Annotated in this window: 20 protein-coding genes; 16 read left to right on the top strand and 4 right to left on the bottom strand. The window is 57.9% G+C overall.

Annotated features, from left to right (window positions below):
* Positions 1-15: 15 nt before the first annotated feature.
* Complete coding sequence (locus tag ACHZCX_RS13795) at positions 16-1,146, top strand: calcium:proton antiporter (RefSeq protein ID WP_319587798.1); 1,131 nt, start codon at positions 16-18, stop codon at positions 1,144-1,146.
* Between the two features lie 263 nt (positions 1,147-1,409).
* On the opposite strand, the gene ACHZCX_RS13790 is transcribed toward ACHZCX_RS13795, so the two are convergent.
* On the bottom strand, positions 1,410-1,709 hold the full coding sequence (locus ACHZCX_RS13790) for an MTH1187 family thiamine-binding protein (RefSeq protein WP_319587797.1): 300 nt from the start codon (positions 1,707-1,709) through the stop codon (positions 1,410-1,412).
* 174 nt (positions 1,710-1,883) lie between these two features.
* Here ACHZCX_RS13790 and pyk point away from each other — a divergent pair, with 174 nt between their 5' ends.
* Positions 1,884-3,674: a pyruvate kinase gene (pyk, locus tag ACHZCX_RS13785; RefSeq protein ID WP_319587796.1), complete on the top strand. Its 1,791-nt coding sequence runs from the start codon at positions 1,884-1,886 to the stop codon at positions 3,672-3,674.
* A gap of 249 nt (positions 3,675-3,923) precedes the next feature.
* On the opposite strand, the gene ACHZCX_RS13780 is transcribed toward pyk, so the two are convergent.
* Together ACHZCX_RS13780 and ACHZCX_RS13775 are read right to left on the bottom strand one after the other, a co-directional pair.
* On the bottom strand, positions 3,924-6,194 hold the full coding sequence (locus ACHZCX_RS13780) for a hypothetical protein (protein WP_319587795.1): 2,271 nt from the start codon (positions 6,192-6,194) through the stop codon (positions 3,924-3,926).
* Positions 6,195-6,414: 220 nt separating this feature from the next.
* Positions 6,415-6,942, bottom strand: coding sequence for a hypothetical protein (locus ACHZCX_RS13775; RefSeq protein WP_319587794.1), 528 nt, complete (start codon positions 6,940-6,942; stop codon positions 6,415-6,417).
* Between the two features lie 111 nt (positions 6,943-7,053).
* On the opposite strand from ACHZCX_RS13775, the gene ACHZCX_RS13770 reads away from it, so the two are divergent.
* The 11 genes from ACHZCX_RS13770 (at position 7,054) to ACHZCX_RS13720 (ending at position 18,830) form a co-directional block, all read left to right on the top strand.
* On the top strand, positions 7,054-7,971 hold the full coding sequence (locus ACHZCX_RS13770) for a DMT family transporter (protein WP_319587793.1): 918 nt from the start codon (positions 7,054-7,056) through the stop codon (positions 7,969-7,971).
* Positions 7,972-8,177: 206 nt separating this feature from the next.
* A complete protein-coding gene (gene ettA, locus ACHZCX_RS13765; protein ID WP_319587792.1) occupies positions 8,178-9,863 on the top strand; it encodes an energy-dependent translational throttle protein EttA in 1,686 nt (561 codons plus the stop codon).
* A gap of 421 nt (positions 9,864-10,284) precedes the next feature.
* Positions 10,285-11,547 (top strand): BPSS1780 family membrane protein, encoded by a 1,263-nt coding sequence (locus ACHZCX_RS13760; protein WP_319587791.1) that lies wholly within the window; start codon positions 10,285-10,287, stop codon positions 11,545-11,547.
* A gap of 177 nt (positions 11,548-11,724) precedes the next feature.
* Complete coding sequence (locus ACHZCX_RS13755) at positions 11,725-12,879, top strand: homoserine O-acetyltransferase (RefSeq protein ID WP_319587790.1); 1,155 nt, start codon at positions 11,725-11,727, stop codon at positions 12,877-12,879.
* The gene (metW, locus tag ACHZCX_RS13750; RefSeq protein ID WP_319587789.1) at positions 12,863-13,498 is read left to right on the top strand and encodes a methionine biosynthesis protein MetW; all 636 of its coding nucleotides are present in this window, start codon (positions 12,863-12,865) and stop codon (positions 13,496-13,498) included. Before ACHZCX_RS13755 ends, metW begins: the two co-directional genes overlap by 17 nt.
* Positions 13,495-14,496: a serine acetyltransferase gene (locus tag ACHZCX_RS13745; protein ID WP_319587788.1), complete on the top strand. Its 1,002-nt coding sequence runs from the start codon at positions 13,495-13,497 to the stop codon at positions 14,494-14,496. Before metW ends, ACHZCX_RS13745 begins: the two co-directional genes overlap by 4 nt.
* On the top strand, positions 14,493-15,413 hold the full coding sequence (cysK, locus tag ACHZCX_RS13740) for a cysteine synthase A (RefSeq protein ID WP_319587787.1): 921 nt from the start codon (positions 14,493-14,495) through the stop codon (positions 15,411-15,413). The genes ACHZCX_RS13745 and cysK overlap by 4 nt, the downstream gene beginning before the upstream one ends.
* Positions 15,414-15,578: 165 nt before the next feature.
* Positions 15,579-16,673 carry a RelA/SpoT domain-containing protein gene (locus tag ACHZCX_RS13735; protein WP_394708793.1) on the top strand — a complete coding sequence of 365 codons (1,095 nt, stop codon included), beginning with the start codon at positions 15,579-15,581 and terminating at the stop codon, positions 16,671-16,673.
* Between the two features lie 104 nt (positions 16,674-16,777).
* Complete coding sequence (locus ACHZCX_RS13730; RefSeq protein WP_319587785.1) at positions 16,778-17,209, top strand: MOSC domain-containing protein; 432 nt, start codon at positions 16,778-16,780, stop codon at positions 17,207-17,209.
* Positions 17,206-17,871, top strand: a complete 666-nt coding sequence (locus ACHZCX_RS13725; protein WP_319587784.1) for a YkgJ family cysteine cluster protein — start codon at positions 17,206-17,208, stop codon at positions 17,869-17,871. Before ACHZCX_RS13730 ends, ACHZCX_RS13725 begins: the two co-directional genes overlap by 4 nt.
* Before the next feature lie 110 nt (positions 17,872-17,981).
* On the top strand, positions 17,982-18,830 hold the full coding sequence (locus ACHZCX_RS13720) for a DUF1186 domain-containing protein (RefSeq protein ID WP_319587783.1): 849 nt from the start codon (positions 17,982-17,984) through the stop codon (positions 18,828-18,830).
* Positions 18,831-18,850: 20 nt separating this feature from the next.
* On the opposite strand, the gene ACHZCX_RS13715 is transcribed toward ACHZCX_RS13720, so the two are convergent.
* Positions 18,851-19,534, bottom strand: coding sequence for an arginine N-succinyltransferase (locus ACHZCX_RS13715; RefSeq protein ID WP_319587782.1), 684 nt, complete (start codon positions 19,532-19,534; stop codon positions 18,851-18,853).
* Between the two features lie 257 nt (positions 19,535-19,791).
* Here ACHZCX_RS13715 and ACHZCX_RS13710 point away from each other — a divergent pair, with 257 nt between their 5' ends.
* From ACHZCX_RS13710 to speA, 3 genes are all read left to right on the top strand, one after another.
* Complete coding sequence (locus tag ACHZCX_RS13710) at positions 19,792-21,045, top strand: M48 family metallopeptidase (RefSeq protein ID WP_319587781.1); 1,254 nt, start codon at positions 19,792-19,794, stop codon at positions 21,043-21,045.
* A complete protein-coding gene (locus ACHZCX_RS13705; protein WP_319587780.1) occupies positions 21,029-22,162 on the top strand; it encodes a DUF2786 domain-containing protein in 1,134 nt (377 codons plus the stop codon). Before ACHZCX_RS13710 ends, ACHZCX_RS13705 begins: the two co-directional genes overlap by 17 nt.
* A gap of 117 nt (positions 22,163-22,279) precedes the next feature.
* Positions 22,280-24,181, top strand: a complete 1,902-nt coding sequence (gene speA, locus ACHZCX_RS13700) for a biosynthetic arginine decarboxylase (protein WP_394708835.1) — start codon at positions 22,280-22,282, stop codon at positions 24,179-24,181.
* The last annotated feature ends 56 nt before the right edge of the window (positions 24,182-24,237 follow it).

Here is a 24,237-nt window from a genome sequence, read left to right as displayed (position 1 = left end):
AAAGGCGCCGCAGCGATGAATGCTCTCAGAACCAATGCACACTACCTGGTTGTTTTACTCAAGGAAGAAGCAGGATTTCTCACTGGGCTTGCGACGCTTGCTTTTTTCCTAACCGCAGGGAGTACTTGCCTATCGAATTTGTCAGGATGGCTCACCCCCTTGGCCTTATTCGTCTGGCTGTTTCCGGTCATGCTCTGGCTTTCCTTCAGAGTAGTGGCCCATGCGGACTGCCTTGCCGTGAAACTCGGTGAGCCCTACGGCACGTTGATTCTGACCTTATCCGTCATAACGATTGAGGTTATCATGATTTCTGCGGTCATGCTGACAGGGAACACCAACCCAGCCCTCGGGCGAGATATGATGTTTGCGGTGTTGATGATTGTGCTTAATGGCCTGATTGGTACCTCATTGCTGGTTGGAGGCTTGTTTCATCTGGAGCAAGAGCACAATTTACAGGGGGCCAATATGTTTTTGGTTGTTCTCCTCCCCCTGGCCATTCTGAATCTACTGCTGCCAAACTACACGGTGTCGACCGAGCCGGGAACGCTGTCGTTCATGCAGATGATCTTCCAGGTGGCTTCATCCCTTGCGCTCTATGTTGTTTTTTTGGTTATACAAACCATGCGCCACCAAGGTTTTTTCATTGCGGCTGAAAACACACCGCACAGCGATCATGGCCACGAGGATCTTATCATCCGCTCACTGCCGTATCACAGCCTCATGCTGCTGGCCAATATGCTGCCCATTGTGCTGCTCTCAAAGAGCATGGCTATAATTATCGATTTTCAGGTGGCGGTGCTCAAGACGCCGGCTGCTCTTGGCGGTGTCCTGATCGCCCTTTTGGTGCTGGCGCCAGAAGGACTGGCCGCTATCCGCTCAGCGCGCGACAATTACCTGCAGCGTTCCGTCAACGTATGCTTGGGCTCAGCTTTGGCAACCATCGGCATGACCGTGCCAGCAGTCCTCTGCATTGGTCTGGTTACGGGGAACAAGATTGTGCTTGGACTTTCTCCGGTAGATTCACTCTTGTTATTGACGACACTTGGCGTCTCTGTTGTCACATTTTCATGCACCAAGACCAATATCGTCCATGGTGTGGTGCATCTGATTCTTTTTGCCGCCTATCTAGTGATGATTTTTGACTAAACTAAAGAAGGGCTACTCTGGATGAAGGAGCGAGCGGGTTGCCCGTTCGCCCGACCTTGCACCTCTTCCATTCTCTTAAACATGCTGATAGCAAGTAGCCCGGATGAAGCGAGCGTAATCCGAGGAAACAAGCTGACATCAGGCGCGCCCCGGATGACGTTGCTCTGCATCCCGGCTACGGAACTCTCCCCCTGCGATCGGGTTCTTCTTGTTCCCACGCTCAGTGTTAAAACCTGCCTTCGACGCTCGGCGTCATCAAATGTTCACCCCAGCTTCTGTTCCACGCTCCGCACCTTGTCGGCCATGCTCTGATCGCGGTCGGTACGGGTACCGAGCTTGATCGTCGTGGTGATGCGCGGCGCCCCCATCTCGTGGACCCGCTCGTGGCAGCGCTTGACCGCCGCCATGACCGCATCCCACTCACCCTCGATGTTGGTGCCGTAGGCGTGCAGCTGCGATTGCAACCCAGCCTCTTGCAACACCCGGTGGCATTCGGCCACATAGGTGGACACAGAAACACCGACGCCCAGCGGCACAAGACACAAATCCAGAATCACTTGCATATATTCTTCCTGAACATTCGGCAGGATCGAACCTTGCCGACAACATTATAAAAAGTTGGGAAATCCGCCCATCCTCATGCAATCTATTGATTTCCCTTTGCCTCTTTTCACCTTTTTCCACTATGCTACAGAGAGTCACCGAAGACAACCAGGAAATCCACCCGCGAGGTTGCCATGCGTATTCTTGTTCTTGAAGATTCCAAACCCACCCAGCACCTGCTGCGATCCCGCCTGGAACAGGGCGGATTCACGGTCGATACCGCCGACAACGGCCACCAGGGGTTCCAGCTGGCCACTGCCAATGCCTATGACATCATCCTCAGCGACATCAATATGCCGCACTGGGATGGCTTCAAGTTCATCGAGGCCATCGAAGTGGTCTGCCCTTACCTGCCCATCCTGATCATCACCTCAGCGCATGACGACCGGGAGGTCCTCAAACGGCTGGACAACTACCCCAATGTCCTGGGTGTGCTCGCCAAACCCTTTGATTTCGATGCCCTGTTCAAGCAACTGGCCAGCATCCCCCGCCAGACCCACACCAGTGTCAACAAAAAAGCCAAGATTGTCTGCACTATCGGCCCGGCAAGCAACACGCCGGAAATACTTGGCAAAATGATTCTTGCCGGGATGGACGTGGCCCGCCTCAACTTCTCGCATGGCACCTATGCAGCGCACGAGGCTACTCTGCTGGCGGTGCGCGAGGCGGAAAAGACCTGGGAAAAACCGATGGCCGTGCTCCAGGATCTCTGCGGCCCCAAGATCCGCACCGGCCCGATGCAGGACGGCGCCATCCGGCTGCTGACCGGCGAGGTGCTGGTCATTCAGGCCGAACCGATGGAGGGCACCGTCGACCGGATCTCGACCATCACCCCGGACATCCTTGCCGATCTGAAGGTCGGCGAACCGGTACTGCTCGACGACGGCCTGCTCGAGTTGCGAGTACTCAAGGAGGGGGCGGACGAGGTCCACTGCGAGGTGATTGTCGGCGGCACGCTGAAGTCGAGCAAGGGCATCAACCTGCCGCAGACCGCCCTGTCGCTGCCCAGCATTACCGACAAGGACTGGCAGGACCTCGATTGGGGCCTCGACCATTCCATTGATTATGTGGCGCTGTCGTTTGTGCGCAGCGCCGAGGATATCTGGCGGATCAAGAAATACATCAAGGCCGCAGGCAAGCGCAATATCAAGGTGGTGGCCAAGATCGAGAAACCGGAGGCGGTGCAGAACATCCGGGAAATCGTTGAGGTGGCCGATGCCATCATGATTGCCCGCGGCGACATGGGAGTAGAGCTGCCGGCGGCCAGGGTGCCCCGCATTCAGGAACGGATCATCCAGTTGTGCTGGGAGCTGAACACCCCGGTGATCACCGCCACCCAGATGCTCGACTCCATGACCACCAACGCCCGGCCGACCCGCGCCGAGGTCACCGACGTCAGCATGGCGATCAAGGAAGGCACCGATGCGGTGATGCTCAGCCAAGAGACCGCCACCGGTGTCGATCCGGTCAACGTCGTGCGCACCATGGCCTCGATCATCTGCGAGGAAGAGCGGCACACCCAGCCCAGCGCCGAGCAATTCCGGGAATTAGAGAAGGATGCGGCCGTCTACCCGGCTCTGTCGGTGGTGGCCAATCTCAGCGCGACCACCGCGACCCTGCTGCTCGATCCGGACGGCACCATCTACCCGATCCTCTCCAAGTGGAGCCGCAAGGTGCCGATCCTGCTGGTGACCAAATCGCTCCATGTCGCCCGGCATTCCGGCCTCTACAACAATATCATCCCGCTGATCATCAAGGACGAGCTGGACCGCGCGGAGATGGTCCTGCGCTCCATTGCCCTGGCCAGGGAGCGGGGCTACATCCATGCCGGTGAGAGTATCGCCGTGGTCGAGGGTGCTAGGGTGACCCGCCGCGGCGTCCGCCAAATGGCCTCGGTCCAGGTGATCCGGGTCGAAAAGGAGTGAGGCGAGCCCGCAGCCTGCCCTTCGTTTTCCCTCACCCCTCCCCACCAACAACAACGCCGGATCATGGCTGATCCGGCGTTGTTGTTTTTTCCTCCCCTGGCGTACCCCTGCCGGTTTTCAAGTTGCCCCTCCCCGGCCCGTCATCGACCGCACGGGAGAAATCCCGAGATTCCTCACATACGTTCGGAATGACCAAGAGAGAAACCGTGAACGTGTGAAATATCCACGCCCGAAAAATTTTCATCCGCATTATTTGGCGGCTGGTTCGGCTTTCTTTTCGGGAGCAGGGGCCTGCTCCGGCGCCTTGCCCTTTTCGGGTGCGGGGGCTTGTTCCGGGGCCTTGTCCTTCTGGCCGGTCAGGAGCGGTTGCAGCTGCTTGCCCAGATGCTGAATGTAGCCCTTATTCCAGGCAAAGCCAAGAGCGGTGAGCAAGACCAGGAGGAAAACCCACCGTTTCCATGGCGTCTTTTTCTCGGCAAAGGGATCGACCAGACTTCGCTCCGCGCCTTTGGGCAACTCGGCCATCTTGGTCAGCGTTGAACCAAACGGGATGTTGATGGCGGCCTTGGTGTTGACCGCCCAACCGTTGGCATCCAAGATCGGACCGAGGTTGCGTTGACGCAGCTTGAGAAAAGCGATCAGCATGGAAGGGCCGGAAATGGCGAGAATAATGCCGCCAAGGGCCAGGGGCATCTCCCAGAGAGGCAGGCCCATGAATCCGCCGAGGATCGAGGCAATGGCCGTGCCGATGGCACCTATGGCCAGACCGATCGCGGCGAAGATACCCGCAAATTTGCCCACATCAAAAGGAACCGCTGGCGGCGCCCCGGCGGCGGCCTTGGTGCCGGCATCGGCTACCCCGGTGCTGGCGTGACTGTCCACCGCTTTGTCTTTAGCAGCGGCAAACTTCTCAATCTGTTGGCCGATCATGCGGGCAATACGTTTGTACGGCGCCCAGAAAGCCTGAGAAACACTGATTGGGTGGTCGATAATCTTGACGATGGTGGCATCCCAATCGTTGCCTTTGGTGTCGTAAAAGACGCCGTTGCGCCCAACCATCAGGTTATCGGAATCACCGCCGGTGAAGGCGACGGCGATGAGCATGCTTTCGCCGCTGCTGCGACGCTTGCAGTCACAGTAGGCCAGGTATGTCCGGCTCAGATTGGCCAGCGGACTGTGGGCCTCGACGCTCTCCACCCGGACGCAGAGTTCACAGGCCCGGCCGTCAATGAACAGGGTACCGGCCTGAAAGATGGCCTTGCGCCCCTGGGCATAAAAATCGCGGAAAGCGACAAAGTTATTGAGCAACCGGTACAGATCGCGGTTGAAATGGACCAGCCGGACCACCTTGACGATGGTCTCAACCTGATCAGTCAGTTGCAGGTCCTGGTCAACGAGCTGCTCAAGCCGTTCCCGGCCAGTCCCCTGAAGAATTGCCTGAATCCGTTCCAGTCCCAGGGCTTCGACCTCGCCTCCGGCCTTATCGGCCTGCCAGGCCTCAAAAGGGGCCAAGGTTGTCTTGATTTGTCGCCACTGGGCCACGTCCAGATACTCTACCGCGCCGAACAGCGGCTTGACCACCAGTTGCGTCAACTGCTCCACGGCATCGGCCCAGGCCGGATTGATCCCCTCCTTCAAGGGCAGGGAACGGCCCGCTGCGATGTGCGCCAGGGGAAAGCGTTCCACCTCGACGGTTGCCGCGGTCAGATCCTGGCTGGCCAGGGTTTCGTAGGTGGCGATGGAAGGGTTGAGGGGTTCCTCGGCCTTGGGATCGAAAGCGGCCAGGCCGCAGCGGGTGAAATAATCGTCGACCTTGTTTTTTAAAAGCCCATAGACTGAGGCTGCCGCAAGGGTCGCCTCGCCAAAGGGCAGGATCGCCGGGTCGCTTTTGGCCTGCTCCCACCACTGGGCATACACCTCGGCCGCTGCAAAAAAAGTCGCGATCCGCTCCCGGGAAATACCGGGAAAGCCACTGCGGTCCTCGTCGCTGCCGACGCAGGCCATGATCTCCTCGATCAGTGCCCTGGTTTCCTCATCCTCCGCCGCATGCACAGGAATGATGCCGTCACCATTGAATGCGGACTCGTGGAGCAACGAGGCGGTGTCGGCAACATCCTCCATGGAGACGCTTTCGGCTTCGGGCTTGCCGAGATAAGCCAGGAGTTGCCGGGCCGAAGCCAGCAGTTGCTGGCCTTCCGGATGGCTCTCGTCGATGGTCCGCAGCGGCAATTCGCCGGAACCGGCCAGCAGGGTGTCGAGGGTGTTAAGCACCGAGCAGGTCCAATCAACCGCGGTCAGCACCTCCTGAACCCGAACCCGGCCGTCACCATCGCTGTCGAGCATGGCCAGGGTTTGGGCATCGAATTCCAGACCGTTGACCGGGCAGCTGAGTGCGGCCCACAGTTTCTGATCCAATTCCGCCAGGTGCTGGATGTCCTCGGCTGTTTCCAGCCGCACCTGATCAAATCCACCCAGACGGCAGAACCGCCAGCGATGCGCTGCCTTTGCGATACGTTCCATGGGAAAGCCTCCTTTGGCTGAAAGATATGGCCGATAAAATAACACTTTGTGCAGAGTTACCGGATATGACAGAGAAAATCCATCAAATTTCCGGTAAACTTTTTGATGCGGCGAGGGGGATCGGCCCAAGCCTCTGTCGCAAAAGGATTCTTGTGAACAGGGGCTTGGGCCGATCTTGCGGAGACGGAACGCCCACTTTGGGCAAAAGAACAAAAGCAATTTACTGGCAGCGCAATAGGGCTATCTGCATGACCAACGGCGTTTCAAAGCGAACGCCGACCTTGCCCCATTCGGCGTAGCCGGCGGTCACCCATTGCCCCTGCTTCTCCCAGAGGCCGTAGCCGAACTTCCAGCCGCCGCATTGATCGGCGCAAAGATACTCTTGAGCCGGCCCGTAGTAGAGAAACTGCAAGCCGTCATCATCCTCGCCCTGCCGCGTCCGACCGATCAGCACCTGATCGCTCCCCCGCTTCCCTGCCTCGGCAAGGACGGCGCTCTCAATATCCTTGCCCGTCTGGTTGGCCGGAAACTGCACCAGCGACTGGGCAAAGACCCGGCAGGACTTGCCCACCTGGGCCGGTTGAAAAGCAATGGCAATTTTACTAGTGGCCGGATACATTGCCCCGCTGTACACGGTCGGGTCGTCGCCGACTAAGCCGGCAAGCTTTTGGACACTCTTCTTGACGCCGCAACCCGAGACGGCGACCAGAATCGCCGCCAGCAGAATAAAACGAACTGTTTTCGACATTTACACGCTCCGCAAAAGGTTCTTTTTTTCCCGGGGAAGGGAAGACCGCTCTTCTTTTTTCCTTTCTCAAGACCAATTGTTTTCCTCAACAAAAACAGGACATCAGGAAGAATGCAAGGAGAAAAGCACCATAGCGGCCAGGCCGACCTGCTCCTGCTGCTGGTTGCCCTCATCTGGGGCCTTGGCTTTGTCGCCCAGCGGGTCGGCATGGAACACCTCGGCCCCTATGCGTTCAACGGCATCCGCTTCCTCCTCGGCGGCCTCTGCTTGCTGCCTCTGGCGCTGCGCCGGACTTCGGTCTCCATGGTGCAAAAGAACCGACAGATTCCTCTGATCAAGGCCGGATCGCTTGCCGGCGTCGTCCTCTTTATCGCCGCCACCCTGCAGCAGGTCGGTCTGCAATATACCACGGCTGGCAAGGCCGGATTCATCACCGGCCTCTATGTCGTGCTGGTGCCGATGATCGGTCTTTTTCTCCGGCAGCGGACCACAACTGGAACTTGGATCGGCGCCGTGGCCGCCGCTGTTGGCCTCTATCTGCTCAGCGTCACCGATGATTTCCGGATTGAGCCAGGCGACCTGCTGGAGTTGATCGGCGCCCTCTTCTGGGCCGGGCATGTTTTGGTGCTCTCCTTTCTTTCGCCCCGGACTGTCCCGGTGCGGCTGGCCATGACCCAATTTTTCGTCTGCGGCGCCCTAAGCCTGCTGACCGGATTCCTGGTCGAAACCATCACCCTGCAGGCGATCATGGATGCGGCCGTGCCGATCCTCTACGGCGGGGTCTGCTCGGTGGGTGCGGGTTACACCCTCCAGGTGGTGGTGCAGCGCAAGGCCCACCCATCGCATGCCGCCATTCTGCTCAGCCTGGAATCGCCCTTTGCCGCCCTCGGGGGTTGGCTGCTGCTGGACGAAATGCTTTCCGGCCGAGCCCTGACCGGCTGCGGCCTCATGCTCGCAGGCATGCTGCTGTCCCAGTTGTGCCCGATGCTGATGGGCGAGGAGAAGAACCCGAGCGGCACCCAACCCTGAAGAGGTGCGTTGACATCGCTCATTGGCACCCATACTTTCCCCGCTTGAGAAGAATTGCCGGATCGATTCTTTGCGGGTACTATATGTTGATTTCTATCCGGATGGCACGTTCTCGCCACCGCCACACTAGAGCAGCAGCCACGGACGTCCGGCGCAAGGCCGGGACGTTTTTACCGTATTTGCCCACAGAGAGGATGCAATAAACTATGGCCAACGAACCGAACAAGATCATCTACTCGATGATCAAAGTCAGCAAGAAATACAACCAGAAGCAGATCCTCAAGGATATCTCCCTGTCCTATTTTTACGGGGCCAAGATCGGGGTGCTGGGCCTCAACGGCTCGGGCAAGAGTACGCTGCTCCGTATCCTGGCCGGCATCGAAACAGAGTACGACGGCAAGACCATCCTCTCGGAAGGGTTCACCGTTGATTACCTGCCCCAGGAACCGACGCTTGACCCGGAAAAAACCGTGCGCGAGATCGTCGAAGAGGGTGCCCAGGCCACAGTTGATTTGCTGGGTGAGTTCAACACCATCAACGAAAAATTTGCCGAACCCATGGATGACGACGCCATGCAGGCGCTGTTGGATCGGCAAGCCCAGGTGCAGGACAAGCTCGACGCCACCGATGCCTGGAACCTCGATTCGCGCCTGGAGATGGCCATGGAGGCACTGCGCTGCCCGCCCCCGGAAATGAAAACCGGCGTACTCTCCGGTGGTGAAAAACGACGGGTGGCCCTCTGCCGCATCCTGCTGAAAAACCCAGATATCCTGCTCTTGGACGAGCCGACCAACCACCTGGACGCGGAATCGGTTTCCTGGCTGGAGCAGCACCTGCAGAAGTATGCGGGCACCGTCATCGCCGTCACCCATGACCGCTACTTCCTCGACAACGTCGCTGGCTGGATTCTTGAGCTCGATCGCGGCCAGGGCATCCCCTGGAAGGGCAACTATTCTTCCTGGCTGGAGCAGAAGCAAAAACGGCTGGCCCTGGAGGAAAAGAAGGAGAGCGAGCGGCAGCGTACCCTGCAGCGCGAGTTGGAGTGGATCCGCCTGAGCCCCAAGGCCCGAAGATCAAAATCCAAGGCCCGCATCACCGCCTACGAAAATCTGCTCAGCCAGCAGAGCGAGAAGGCGGCTGGTGACATGGAGATCTATATCCCGCCGGGACCACGCCTGGGCAAGCTGGTCATCGAGGCCGACAACCTGAGCAAGGCCTATGACGGCCGCTTGCTGATGGACAAGATCAACTTCTCGCTGCCGCCCGGCGGCATTATCGGCATTATCGGACCCAACGGCGCTGGCAAGACCACCCTGTTCCGGATGATCACCGGCCAGGAACAGCCGGATTCGGGCACCATCCGCATCGGCGAGACGGTCAAGCTGGCCTATGTCGACCAGAATCGGGATTCGCTTGATCCCAAGCAAACCATCTTCCAGGTCATCTCCGAGGGCCAGGAAACCATCTGGCTCGGCACCCGCGAGGTCAATGCCCGCGCCTATGTGGCTAAATTCAACTTCACCGGCAGCGATCAGCAAAACAGGGTAGGCGAGATTTCCGGCGGTCAGCGCAACCGGGTGCATCTGGCCCGCATGCTCAAAGAGGGCGGCAACGTGCTGCTGCTCGACGAGCCAACCAACGATCTCGACATCAACACCATGCGCGCCCTGGAAGAGGCCCTGGAAAGCTTCGCCGGCTGCGCCGTGATTATCAGCCATGATCGCTGGTTCCTCGACCGCATAGCCACCCATATCATGGCCTTTGAGGGCAACTCCGAAGTGGTCTGGTTCGAGGGTAACTACTCCGACTACGAACGCGACTACAAGAGCCGCAAGGGTGCCGACGCCGACCAGCCGCACCGCATCCGATACCGGCAGTTGACCAGGGAATAAGAAAGAACGCTGCTCCGCACCCCTCCCTGCTTGACCGTCCACCCCTATTCAGGCCGCACGGTCAAGCAGGGCCCTCTTCGTAATAGAACTCCCCGCAAAAGACAAAAAAAAATTAATCCCTCGAACACCTTGCGGCGCAAGGCTTCTCGCCGCAACCGCATCTTAACCTTTGACTTTAACCCGTCAATTTCATACAAAAATACATCCTCTTTCATGGCCAGGACGCACGAATACGCCTCGCCGGAAACGGATGCAATACCTTTTTCACCCAAACAATTCTTCCATCTGGCCTGCTTACCCAGACTCCGCAGGCCTATTTTTATGCCCGTGGCCTGTTGCCCGATTGCCCGATTGCCCGATTGCCCAGAAATGATCAGGAGTGATCGCCGGCAACTAATCCACCAATATGCAGGAGTGTTGCATGGAAACCATCAATGTCGTACTGACCGGGAAATTGCTGCCTGGAACCGATTTTGAGACGGCTGCCCAGAAACTGGCGGCCTTGACCCGCCTGGACCGTGCCAAGGTCGAGCTGCTGCTGAATGCAGGCCAGCCGACGATCGTCAAAAAGAGCGTCAGTCCCGAGGTGGGGGAACAATACCGGGCCGCGCTGACTGCCATCGGGGTGGCAGTTGAGCTGCAGCCTTGCCAGATCGAACCGCCTACAATCGATGACTCCCGATTGGAACTCGAGAAAAACACTCAAGAGAGGCAACAAGAACCTGAACAACCGCCACCCCCGCCCCCATCCGAGATCAGACCTCCAGAACCTGTCTCGAACACCCCGGCAATGGGCTCCCGCCGAACCGAAGAGAAGCAGGAAAAGCGCACCTCCGCTTCGGCCCGTTCCGACCGGCGCGATGACAATGCCAAGGTGTTTTCGTACACCATCCAACCGATTCAGGTGCCAGCAGCACACGGCTGGTTGTGGATCAAAGCAGCGATCGCCCTGTTCCTGCAGGCACCATGGCGTTGGATGGGAATACTGCTCGTCTATGCCCTTGTTCTGTTCCCTCTTTCCATGATTCCGTATTTGGGCAGCCTACTTTCGTGCCTGGTTAGCCCTGTTTTAACCGGTGGGTTGATGATTGCTGCTCAGCTGCAAAGCCAAGACGACGATTTTCAAATAACAACCCTTTTCCAAGGATTCTCGCGCAACCGCAATCAGCTGCTTCTGATCGGATTCTTCTCTCTTCTCTTCTTTTTTCTCCTCGGCGCGCTCATGTTTCTTTTTGTCGGCGTAGGGTTTTGGGGTCCGATGATGGGCAGAGATGCACAGCAGACCGCCGCTATGGTTGGGCAAAATCTGCCAGCAATGCTGCTCGGAAGCCTCGTGTTTCTTCTGCTCGTTACACCGGTCATTATGGCTTTCTGGTTTGCTCCCTGCTTGGTGGCGCTGGAGGACCTCCCGGCTTGGGACAGCCTCAAGCTCAGCCTGCGGGCAACGCTGAAAAACTGGCCGGCCTTTCTCATGTACAGTCTCGTTTTTTTCCTGCTCGGGGTAGTGGCTTCGATACTCTTTGGGGTGGTAGCAGGTGGTGTGGGGGTTTTCAGTTCAGGAAATAGCATGACTATGATCTTTCTCATCATCCTGCTTATTCCACTGGCTGGCCTGCCGGCAATGGCCGTCACCACCCTTTCCTACTACACCGGATTTCGCGACATCTTCCCCTCGGACCACTGACGCACCAACCTCCGGGACGCGAGCAATCATTTGCGTCCCGGCGTACTTTCTTGTAGCGTATCCCCCTGCCTGTGCTTATAACTGCCCCCATGAAACGCATTTTCTGCCCCCAGAATCACTCCCACTTTGTGGGATCAAATCAGCAGCCGACCGCGAGGTATACGGAGCAAGACAGCGATGACCAGCGTTGACGGGATCGCTGCCAAACCCCTGCTGATTGAGCGCAAGTCTTTCACCTTTGCCCCACCGCCACACGAGATGGTGCTGGACTGCGGCGCCCGCCTGGGCCCGATCACCCTGACCTACGAGACCCTAGGCGAACTCAACGCCGAGCGGACCAACGCCATCCTTATCCTCCATGCGTTCTCCGGCGACTCGCATGTGGCGGGGTATCTCAAAGAGGACGACGAGCGGCCCGGCTGGTGGGACAACATGGTCGGGCCGGGCAAACCGGTGGACACCAACCGCTATTTTGTCATCTGTTCCAACATCCTCGGCGGCTGCTCCGGCTCCACCGGGCCCTCGTCGATCAATCCGGAGACCGGCAAGCCCTACGGCCTCGCCTTTCCCATGGTGACCATCAAGGACATGGTCCATGCCCAGAAACAGCTGATCGATCACCTGGGAATCCCCCGGCTGATGTCGCTGATCGGCGGTTCAGTGGGCGGCATGCAGGTCCTGCGCTGGTGCGCCGACTACCCGGAGATGGTGATCTCGGCCATCCCTCTGGCCACCACCACCCGGCATTCTGCCCAGGCCATTGCCTTCAACGAGGTGGCCCGGCAGGCGATCATGGCCGACCCTGAGTGGAACAACGGCGATTATTACGATGGTCCGGGACCAACGCATGGCCTGGCAGTGGCGCGAATGATCGGCCATGTCACCTATCTCTCCGATGAGGCGATGCGCGAAAAATTCGGCCGCCGCCTGCACCGCAGCGCCCTCTCCTTTGACTTTACCGGTGATTTCCAGGTGGAGAGTTATCTCCATCACCAGGGCAAAAAATTCGTTAACCGCTTCGATGCCAACTCGCTCCTGTACATCACTAAGGCCGCCGATTATTTTGACCTGGAACGGGGCGGCGGTAACCTGCTGATCAACGAGGCCCTGGAAAACGTTTCCTTCCTGGTGGTCTCCTTTACCTCGGACTGGCTCTACCCCACCTACCAGTCGCGGGATATCGTCTCCGCCCTGAAGAAAAACGGCGGCGATGTCAGTTTCTGTGAAATCGAGGCCCAGTGGGGCCACGACGCCTTCCTCATGCCGAACAAGCGGCTGGACGGTCTGATCAGCGGTTTTCTTGATCGGGTGTACCATGAGCACTGTCTATAACCAGGATTTGGGGACCATGCGCTTCGACCTTCAGGTCATCGCCTCCTGGATCGAACCGGGCTCAAGGGTGCTGGATCTGGGCTGCGGCAACGGTGATCTCCTTGAATACCTTAAACAACACAAGCAGATCAAAGGCACCGGCATTGAATTCTCCGAGGAAAAAGCGGCCCGCTGCATCGAGCGCGGCCTGACCGTGCTCCAGGGTGATTTCAGCAAAGAGGTCAGCGACTACCCGGAAGGACGTTTCGACGTGGTTATCCTCAGCCAGACCCTGCAGCAGATCAGCGATCCCAAGGAACTACTCATCGACCTGCTGTGGATCGGCAAGCGGGTAATCGTCAGTTTTCCCAATTTCGCCCACTGGTCGGCCCGGTTGCAGATCCTCTTGACCGGCATGGCCCCGGTTACCGACCAATTGCCCTATGAATGGTACAACACCCCGAATATCCGCGTCATTTCCATTAAAGATTTCAAGCGGTTCCTGCGACTCTTCGGGGTGCGGACGGTGCGGGAAGTGGCGATCAACACCCACCACCACGACTACAAGGGCAATATTGTCCGAACTTTCAAAAATCTGCGGGCCACCTACGGCATCATGATGCTGGAGCGCGTACCATGAACCTCATGCAACCAAGTGAATTGATTATGGGCAAAAAAGAAGTCTTAGCCGGCAGTTGCAAAACTGAGACGGTCACGGCGGAGCGGGTGCGCAATCCGATCCCCGCAGCGGTGGCGGCCCTGGCCGATGGCTTCAAAAGCGGGCGCTGGGCCAGCCATATCGAACCGGTGCCGATTCCGTCGAAGAGCGAGGTGATCGATCTGATCGAGCAGGTACAGCGCATCCTCTTTCCCGGTTTTTTCTCGCCGGTCATCCTGCGGCCAGAGAACCTGGAATATCACCTGGGGCAGCAGCTCAGCCTATTCTACGAGAACCTGGCCAGCCAGATCAGCTCGGCCATCCGCCACGACTGTTTCCGCCACAACCAGGCCTGCACCCTCTGCAGCGAACGCAGTTACGAAATTGCCGCCGCGCTGATCGATAGTCTGCCGGAGATTCGCAATCTGCTGGAGACCGACATCGAGGCCACCCTGACCGGCGATCCAGCGGCCGCCAACTCGGATGAAGTCATCTTCAGTTATCCCGGCCTCTTCGCCACCTTGATCTACCGCCTGGCCCATCGGCTCCATGAACTGGAGGTGCCACTCGTTCCCCGAATAATGAGCGAACACGCCTACCACCGCACCGCCATCGACATCAATCCCGAGGCCACCATCGGCTCCCATTTCTTCATCGATCACGGCTCTGGCGTGGTCATCGGCGCCACCACCACCATCGGCAACCAGGTGCGCCTCTACCAGGGCGTCACCCTTGGCGCCCTGTCCCTGCCCAAGGATGCCGGTGAACGGCTGCGCAACGTCAAGCGCCATCCCACCATCGAGGATGACGTCATTATCTACGCCAACGCCACCATCCTCGGAGGCGAAACCGTGGTCGGGGCCCGTTCGATCATCGGCGGCAACGTCTGGTTGACCGAATCGGTGGGCCCGGACACCCGGGTGATGCTGGCACCGCCACCCCTGGTCTATTTTGGCCCGGAAGAAGGAGGAAAGAAATGAACACAACCATCTGCACCGATTTCACCCAGGCAATCGGCTCCACCCCGCTGGTTCGCCTGCGGCGATTGGCAACCGGCGCTGAACTGCTGGCCAAGGTGGAATCGATGAACCCTTTGGGCAGCATCAAGGACCGGGTGGCCGTGGCCATGGTCGACGACGCCCAACAGCGAGGCATTCTCCAACCCGGCGGCACCATCGTTGAACCCACCAGCGGCAACACCGGCATCGGCCTCGCCTTTGTCAGTGCCAGCCGAGGGTATAAACTGATCTTGACCATGCCGGAGAGCATGAGCATCGAACGGCGCAAACTGCTGATTCATTTGGGGGCGGAATTGGTGCTGACACCAGCGGCGGAGGGGATGAAGGGGGCGATCGCCAGGGCACGGGAGATCCAACAGCAGACGCCAGGTTCCTGGATGCCGGATCAGTTCGCCAATCCGGCCAATCCGGCGATGCACCGCCGGACCACCGGTCCGGAGATCTGGCAGCAATGCGAGGGGAGGATCGACGCCTTTGTTGCCGGCGTCGGCACCGGCGGCACCATCAGCGGTGCCGGCGGCTATCTCAAGGAGCACAATCCGGGGCTGCATATCGTGGCCGTGGAACCGACGGCCTCACCGGTGCTCTCGGGTGGTACACCCGGACCCCACAAAATCCAGGGGATCGGCGCCGGTTTTGTCCCGGACAACCTCGACCGGTCAGTGATTGATGAGATCCTGACAGTCGACAACGAGGAGGCGATCGGGCAGGCACAAATCCTGGCTAAAACCGAAGGCATCCTCTGCGGCATCTCCTGCGGAGCGGCCTTAGCGGCAGCCCTGCGGCTTGTCGTCAGGACCGAGTTTCAAGGAAAACGGATCGTGGTCATCCTGCCAGATACGGGTGAGCGGTATCTGAGCACGGATTTGATGGCTTAACAGGTTGGAAGGATTGTGTACTTTTAGCATGCCTGTACAGGCATTTATCGCTGTTTATTAATACTTTACTTATTCTTCCCAATATCCTGAGAAGAATAAGCAAGACACTTGAAAAGCTGCATTCAAAAAATAATATAGTTCAACTTGCAACACTGAGGCGTAACATTGAATCAGTCTATTAATATAACCTTTCCAGGTGGTTCCAAATCCCGTGTGAATCTTGCCGGGAATAATATCCGCTCCGAAAACATAACGACAGATGATTTGCTTGTTGTCGAAGAATGGCGTGCTGCTCATCGTGCAGTTTTGAATACGTTTCAAGCAATTCTACGCACCAGAACTCGTGGGAAAGACATTGTCGTTGCTCAAAGGCACAAAAGGCGGTCTACGATTTTTGACAAATTGGACAGATTTCCATCAATGCAACTGGCACGAATGGATGACGTGGCCGGTTGTCGTTTAATTTTTTCAGACACACAGGATCTATACGATTTTCGTAAAAACCTTCACAAGGCCCGATTTCATCACGAAAGGCGTAATGAAATTGATAAATATGATTATATAAAAAATCCAAAGGCAACAGGATATCGAGGAATTCATGACGTATATGTCTATGACGTGAATTCAATAAACGGGCGTCATCTAAAAGGGCTGATGGTAGAGATCCAATATCGGACAAAGATACAGCATGCGTGGGCCACAGCAGTTGAAGTAATTGGATTTATCACAGAAAGCCAACCTAAATTTCAAGAAGGTGACACACGGTATCAAGTCGCCATGGCACTTGCGAGTGAAATTCTTGCCAGAGCATTTGAAGAAAAAAATGGGCCCTTTCCACAAAAAGACAACAGTGAAGTTGTGAAAGATTTTCTCGAATTGGACAAAGAGTTGAAGTTATTAAAAACGCTTCAAGGGCTAAACTCAGCTGACACCATTGTAAGCACTAACCGAAACTCAATCCTTATATTCTCGCCATCTGGTGAGTTGGATATAAAAACATATCGTGACGCACCTGAGGCTCTTCGAGCATTATTTCAGTTAGAAAAAGAGCATCCAGGTAAGGACATTGTTCTTGTTAAGGCAGATACATCTGAAGAGGTACGCTTTGCTTTTAAAAACTATTTCTCTGATGCGCAGGACTTCATCAGCTTGGTAGAAAATGGATGTCGAATTATGTCAGGCGTTAAAATGATAGAAAAAAATGCTGTATTGAAAGCTCTGAACATAAAAAAGCCAGCAAGTAGCCCGGATGGGGCCTAAGCGTAATCCGGGAGCACAATAAGACGTCACGATAATTCCCCCGGATTTCGTTGCACTGCATCCGGACTACAACGAGCAAACTCACAACCTACAGACAAATAGACATGGGAAAAATAATCTCACTCAATATCAGTCGGGAAAAAGGCGTCAACAAGGAACCGGTGGAGAGTATTGAACTGCAGGTCGATCACGGCATGGTGGGCGATGCCCACGCCGGTGACTGGCACCGTCAGGTCAGTCTGCTGGCCGAGGAATCGATCGATTTCATGCGGGCCAAGGGGCTGGAACTCGAACCCGGCGCCTTTGCCGAGAACATTACCACCGAGGGGCTCGAGTTGGCCAAACTGCCCCTCGGCACCCGACTGGGCAATGGCCAGGTGGTGCTCGAAGTCACCCAAATCGGCAAAAAATGTCACCACGGCTGCGCCATCTTCAAGCAGGTCGGTGACTGCATCATGCCGCGCGAGGGCATCTTCACCAAGGTAATCGTGCCCGGCACGCTCCGCCGGGGCGACAGCCTGGATATCCTGCCGTGAGCGATTCCGAGACCTGCAAACGCTGCGGCACCTGCTGCCAACAGGGCGGCCCGGCCCTGCATGGCCCGGATGTGGAACTCCTCCGGGCGGGCCGGCTCAATCTGGACGACCTGATCACGGTACGCCGGGGCGAGTTGGCCTTCCAGCCCCTGGCCGACCGTCCCGAACCTGTCCCCCATGAATTTCTCAAACTCAAGGGGCAAAACGGGACCTGGTGCTGTGCCTTTTACGACGAAATCACAAAGGGATGCCGGCGGTATGCCCACCGGCCGATGGCCTGCGGTTTACTTGACTGCACGGACACCGGGCCGCTGCTGGCCATAGCCGGACAGGACCTCCTGACCCGTTTTGACTGCATCGCCCCGGACGATCCCCTGTTGCCGCTGGCACATCAGCATGAACAGTTGTGTCCCTGCCCGGACATGCAAACCATCAGCCGGGATCTGGAACGGGCCGAGACACCCGCAACCCTGCTGCTAGAGCTCGAAGCGGTCGTGAACCGCGATCTGACCTTTCGTTCCCGGGTCGCCGACGAGTTCCAACTCTCCCTGGCCCAAGAGCTGTTCTATTTCGGCCGGCCGCTCTTTCAACTGCTGCTTCCTCTGGGATTGCACGCCATCGAAACCCCGTCCGGCCTCCGCCTGAACGTCCAGGGCCGTTAGCCCCATCGCGTTGCCGCCGCCGGCAGCATTCCATTGACTGCAGGGGCAAAAAAATATAGAGTGCCGCACCTTTTTGGCCAACTTCCCTTTTTCTCTCCGAGGTACGCAGTATGAGTGCTCCCGATATCCAGACCCTTCTTGCCAAGTTCGACCAGTTGAGCAGCATCTACCTGCGTGACGAGGTGGACGCTGCCCTCAAGCATCAGGAGGCGCTGACCCCGCACTTGCTCAAGATCATCGAATCGGTTGCCGAAAACCCGCTGCGCCAGGTCTTGGAGGAACATAACGGCCATGTCTATGCAGCCACCCTGCTGTCGCACTTTAGCGAGCCAGCCGCCCATCAGCTGTTCATCCGCGCTTTCTCCATTGCCGAGGAGCAGTTGATCGACCTCTGGGGCGACATGACCACCGAAACCCTGCCGACCCTGCTCTACCGGACCTGCAACGGTGAAATTGAGGGAATCAAGGGTCTGGTCGCTAATCGGGAGATTGATCAATATGTGCGCTGTGCGGCCATGGAGGCCCTGTCGTATGTGGTGGCCTTTGATCCGGCCAGACGGGACGAGGTGGTGGGATTTTTCCAGGGGCTGTTCACCGGCGAAGAGGCTGATCGCGAGTCCTATTTCTGGGGCAACCTGGCGGCAACGCTTTGCGATCTCCATCCGGGGGAGTCGATGGAGATCATCCGCAAGGCCTTTGCAGACGGCATCGTGTCGACCACTTTTATCGGTTTGGGGAATGTTGAGGTGGCCAACGATCTGAGCAGGGAAGTGGCCATGGAGTCGCTCCAGGCCTGGGTCAAGGCGCGGATGCCCGTTGATGTCCACGCTTACATCTCCTGGTTTGCCGAGTTTAATCACGAAGACTACGAGCAGCCCCCGGTGAAAAAGAACACGCCCAAAGACAAGAAAAAATCAGGCAGTTCCAAGAACAAAGCCAAGAAAAAGCCGAAAAAATAGGGCCGGACAGGCTGAGTCGGCTACTCCTTCAGCACAATCTGCAGGCTCCCATCCCGAACCTCGATGGCGGCAACGCCGTCGGAAAATCCCTTCCAGAATCCGGGTTCGGCGCCAAAGACCTCAACCAGGTCGATATTTTTCAAGCCGCCGAGCCAGGCGTTGGGCAAGGGCACCCCCATCACCGAGATGCCGCGCAGGATGACCACTGGCCGGCTCCCACGAAAGGCGAGTTCAGCCCCGGCCTTGACCTTCAGCGTCTTGCCGCCCATGATGGGGAAATCCGGATCCACGGGGATCAACAACTTAACGCTGACCAGGTCGTTGGAAAAATCGACCACCATTTTGCGCGCCAGATCGATGTTCTGGCCGATCATCGCGTTGATCTCCCGTTCGCTCAGGCGAATCTCGCGGGAAGCGCCTTCCTCGCTGTAGGGTTCCGGCTTCAGATCCTCCTCGGTCGGCATCGCCCCTGGTTGGCCAGGAGGTACCCGGTGCGTCCGGCCGCCGATCTGCTCAAACCGCTCCAGCTTGCGCTCCAGCCGCTGCTCTTCCGCTTGACTGAGGACCACCGGTTCAAAGGGACTGGGAAAAAGCCAGTTCTTGACAATGAACAGGGTGCCCACCATGGTGAGCAGCATGGCGGCCACGACAATGCCAGCCACTTTGGCAGCGGACAACCCTGTTTTTTCCTTGTTTGTTTCCATGACGCCTTTCCTCCTGATCTAAGCCGTTTTATCTTCTATACGCGACCTCCCCCCTCCTGTCAAACCTCGCAGGGTCGCAGACAACGGGGAGCGAGCAAACACGATGCCAGATCGGCGCAAAACTTGCCGCAAACAAACAAAAAAACAAAACGATACGGCGCGTCCACCATTATTGACTTGCACCGCCTTGCAATCTCCTGTAAGTGCATCGCACTCCATAAACACAAACTCTTGCAACCCATGGAATCCTGATCACGATGAACGGATATCTCCTTTTTATTCTGACCATTCTGCTCCTGGGCTACCTGATCGATCTGACGGTGGCCCTGCTCAATCTCCGCTCGCTCAGCCCCGAGTTGCCAGCCGAGTTTACCGGGGTCTACGGCCAGGAAGAATACGCCCGCTCCCAGGAATACACCCGAGTGACCACGCGCTTTGCCCTGATCCAGTCGACGGTGAGCCTGAGCCTGACCCTGGTGTTCATTCTCGCTGGCGGGTTCAATCTCATCGATCTCGTTGCCCGCAGCTTCGGCCTCTCGTCCATTCCCACCGGGCTCATCTTCACCGGCCTGCTAGCCCTGCTCTCGACCGCGCTCAACCTGCCCTTTTCCGTCTACTCGACCTTTGTCATCGAGCAGCGCTTTGGCTTCAACACCACCACGGTCGCCACCTTCATCCTTGATGGTCTCAAGGCACTCTTGCTGGCCATAGTGCTCGGCGGCCCCTTGCTGGCTGCCATCCTCTGGTTTTTTGAGACCAGTGGCCCGCTCGCCTGGCTGTATTGCTGGATTGCTGCGGTGGCGTTCATCCTGGTGGTGCAATTTCTTGCTCCAGTGGTGATCATGCCGCTGTTCAATAAGTTCGTCCCCCTGGCCGATGGCGAACTCAAGGAGGCCATCACCCGCTACGCCGCCGCGCAACGGTTTGCCCTCCAGGGTATCTACACCATGGACGGCTCCAAGCGTTCCACCCGGGCCAATGCCTTTTTCACCGGATTCGGCCGCTTCCGCCGCATCGTTTTTTTCGACACCCTGATGGACAAACTGGCCACCAGCGAGATCGTCGCCGTGCTCGCCCATGAAATGGGCCACTACAAGCTCAAACACATCCCGGTGACGATGGTGCTTTCCATCCTGCAGATGGGGTTGCTGTTTTTCATCCTCTCGCTCTTTCTCGGCAACCAGGGCCTGTTCGCGGCCTTTGGCATGGAACATCTTTCGATCTATGCCGGGCTGGTCTTCTTTGGTTTCCTCTACGCCCCGATTTCCACCCTCCTGGCCATCGGCTTTCACGCTTTCTCCCGGCGCAACGAATACCAGGCCGATCGCTTTGCCGCCCAGACCGGTGCTGATGGCGAGGCGCTGATCAGCGGTTTGAAGAAGCTCAGCGTCAGCAATCTGAGCAACCTGACCCCGCATCCGCTGCATGTCTTCCTCAATTACAGCCACCCGCCGATTCTTGCCCGGATCGAGGCCCTGCGCCGACTGGAAACCGGTGCGGCAGGGCACTGAAACCATGGAACTCCTCGACAGCCGGCTCCATACCGCCTGGCTAAGCCAGTTGGCGCGGGAATATAACGACATCTGCTACCAGTACGGGGTCCGCCTCCAGCCGCCGATTCTGGCCATCAGCAGAAACTGGAAACAGATGGGCAGTTGGTCGTCGACTGATCGGCGTTTAAGCCTCAGCCATTTTCTGATCAGCGCCCATCCCTGGAACCTGACAATCCAGGTGCTCAAACACGAGATGGCCCATCAGATCTGCAGCGAAATCCATCGCCGGGAGGATGCGGGCCACGGGCCGCTTTTCCGCGAGGCCTGCACCCGGCTGGGCCTGGACGCTCCTTTTCACCGGGCCAGCGCCGATCTCGAGGAAGGCATCGCCGACCTAGCGCAGGGATCGACAGCCACCGAGCAGGGACGGCAGATCATCGACAAGGTGCGTAAACTGCTGGCCCTGGGCAGCTCGGACAACGAGCACGAAGCCGCGCTCGCCGTGCAGCGGGCGGGAGAACTGCTGACCCGCTACCGGCTCGATTTCGATGCCCTGGCCGAAGACCTGGGGCTGGTGCACCGGACTATTAACACCGGCGGCCGGACCTTGCCGGTGCATCGCAAGTCGATCTGCGCCCTGCTCGAAACCGGCTTTGGGGTGCGGGTGATCTGCGCCTCGCTTTACGATCCGCTGGCCAACCAATCGTTTAAAACCATCGAGCTCCTCGGGCGCGAGGAAGAGGTGGCGATTGCCGAGCACTGTTACCATTTCCTCGAAAACCGGTTGCAGACCCTGTGGGAACGAAACCGGCGCGGTTTTACCGTCAACGGCCGCATCGCCAAAAAAAGCTATCTGCTCGGTCTGCTGGCCGGATTCCGGCAAACCCTGGAGCGTTCCCGCAACGCTACAGCTCGACCCAGCCAAAAATCGGCCCCTGCCTCCGACCTGCCGGCACTCCGGGCGCAGCAGCGGCTGGAGGATTTTGTCGCCTTCCGCTTCCCCCGTTTGCGGCAGATGCGCGGCAAGTCCACCATGATGCATGGCGAAGCGTATAACCAGGCGGTCGCCACCGGCCGGGAGATCACCCTGCACCGCCCCATGGACGGCGGCACAACCACCCGCCTCTTGGATTAAGGGCATTATTGTTCGATTTGCGTGAGGAAGAACCGGTGGCCTTGACCCGGCACTCGGCGTTTATTATAAGAAGAGCTGTATCTTGTTGAAGGAGGAAGAGTATTGGTGAACTATACCATGGAACGCTGGAATATTAACAAGTCGTCAGACCTCTACGGGGTGACCGAATGGGGTGGCGGCTTTTTTTTCATCGCCGAAAACGGCGACATGATGGTCATGCCTGAGCCCGGCGCGACCGACCGGGCGGTGAGCATTGCCGCCATTTCCAGCGGCATCCGGGAACGCGGCTTCGACATGCCGGTGCTGCTGCGGATCGAGAATATCCTCGATGCCCAGATCACCAGCCTCAATGAGACCTTCCGTTCCGCCATGGAGGAGCTGGGCTACACCGGGACCTTCATGGGGGCGTATCCGATCAAGGTCAACCAGCAGAAGCAGGTGGTTGAAAAGATCACCCAATTCGGCTCCCGTTACCATCATGGCCTCGAGGCGGGTTCCAAGGCGGAACTGATCGCCGCCATGGGGATGATGCGCGATAAAAAAGCGGCGCTGATCTGCAACGGCTACAAGGACGAAGAATTCATCGATCTCGGCCTCTATGCCACCAAGATCGGCTTCACCTGCATCCTGGTGGTGGAGATGCCCGACGAGCTGCCGCTGATCATCGAACGCTCCAAGGCGTTGAATGCCAAACCCATCCTCGGCATCCGGATCAAGCTCTCGGCCCAGGCTGGCGGCCACTGGTCCGAATCCGGCGGTGAGCGCTCGATCTTCGGGCTCAACACCAGCCAGATCATCCAGGCCGTGGACCTGTTGACCGAAGCGGGTATGCTCGACTGCCTCAAGCTGGTCCATTACCACCTGGGCTCCCAGATCTCCAACATCCGCGAGATCCGCACCGCGGTCAACGAGGCCTGCCGGGTCTATGCCGGCCTGGTCAAAGAAGGCGCCCAGGTCGAATACCTCGATCTCGGCGGCGGCCTAGCCGTGGATTACGACGGTTCGCAATCCAATTTTCTCTCCAGCCGCAACTACACCCTCAAGGAATACTGCACCGACATCATCGAAGCGGTGATGACCTCGCTGGAAGCTGAAAACATACCCCACCCGATCATCATCACCGAATCGGGCCGGGCCCTGGTCGCCTACTATTCGATCCTGCTGTTCAACATCCTTGATGTTACCCAGTTTCAGGCCGATCCCCTGCCCGAGAAGCTGCCCGAGGGCTGCCCGCCCCAGTTGGAATACATGACGCAGGCTCTCAAGGATCTGACCGTGCGCAACATCCAGGAGGTGTTCAACGACGCCATCTTCTACCGCGACGAGACCCGGCGGCTCTTCCAGAACGGCCAGATCAGCCTGCGCGAACGGTCGCTCGCCGAACAGCTGTTCTGGACCACGATCAACGAGATCAGCCGGCTCTCCAAGGAACTGAAAAACCCCAGCACCGAACTGATCGACCTCGACCGGGTACTGTCGGATTTTTATTACTGCAATTTCAGCGTCTTCCAGTCCCTGCCCGATGCCTGGGCTATTGGCCAGTTGTTTCCGATCATGCCGATCCACCGGCTCAACGAGGAACCGCACCGCAAGGGCATCCTCGCCGACATCACCTGCGACTGCGACGGCAAAATCGACCAGTTCATCGACAAGCGGGGGGTGAAGCGCTACCTGCCCCTGCATGAGCTCAAACCCTACGAGGAGTACTACCTCGGCGCCTTCCTGGTCGGCGCCTATCAGGAGACCCTGGGCGACCTGCACAACCTGCTGGGCGATACCAATGTGGTCACCATCCGTATCCAGGAGAATGGCGAGTACGAATTCGTCAGCGAACAGGAAGGGGATACGGTGGCCGAGGTGTTGTCCTATGTGCAGTACGATCCCAAGCGGCTCTTTGTCCGCTTCCGCGAGACTGCGGAACAGGCGGTGCGTTCCGGCAAGATCAGCGCCCAGGAACGGCGGGAGATCGTCGAGGCTTATGAGGCGGGATTGCGGGGGTATACGTATTTTGAGAGGTAAAACGAAAGGTTGATTAGACTGTAGATTGTTAGATATGTTAGCTCTCACAGGAGGAA

Source organism: uncultured Desulfobulbus sp. (genome assembly GCF_963662935.2).
GTDB lineage: Bacteria > Desulfobacterota > Desulfobulbia > Desulfobulbales > Desulfobulbaceae > Desulfobulbus.
The sequence above is the reverse complement of the archived record's forward strand: the minus strand, read 5'-3'. Positions and strand labels throughout refer to the sequence as shown.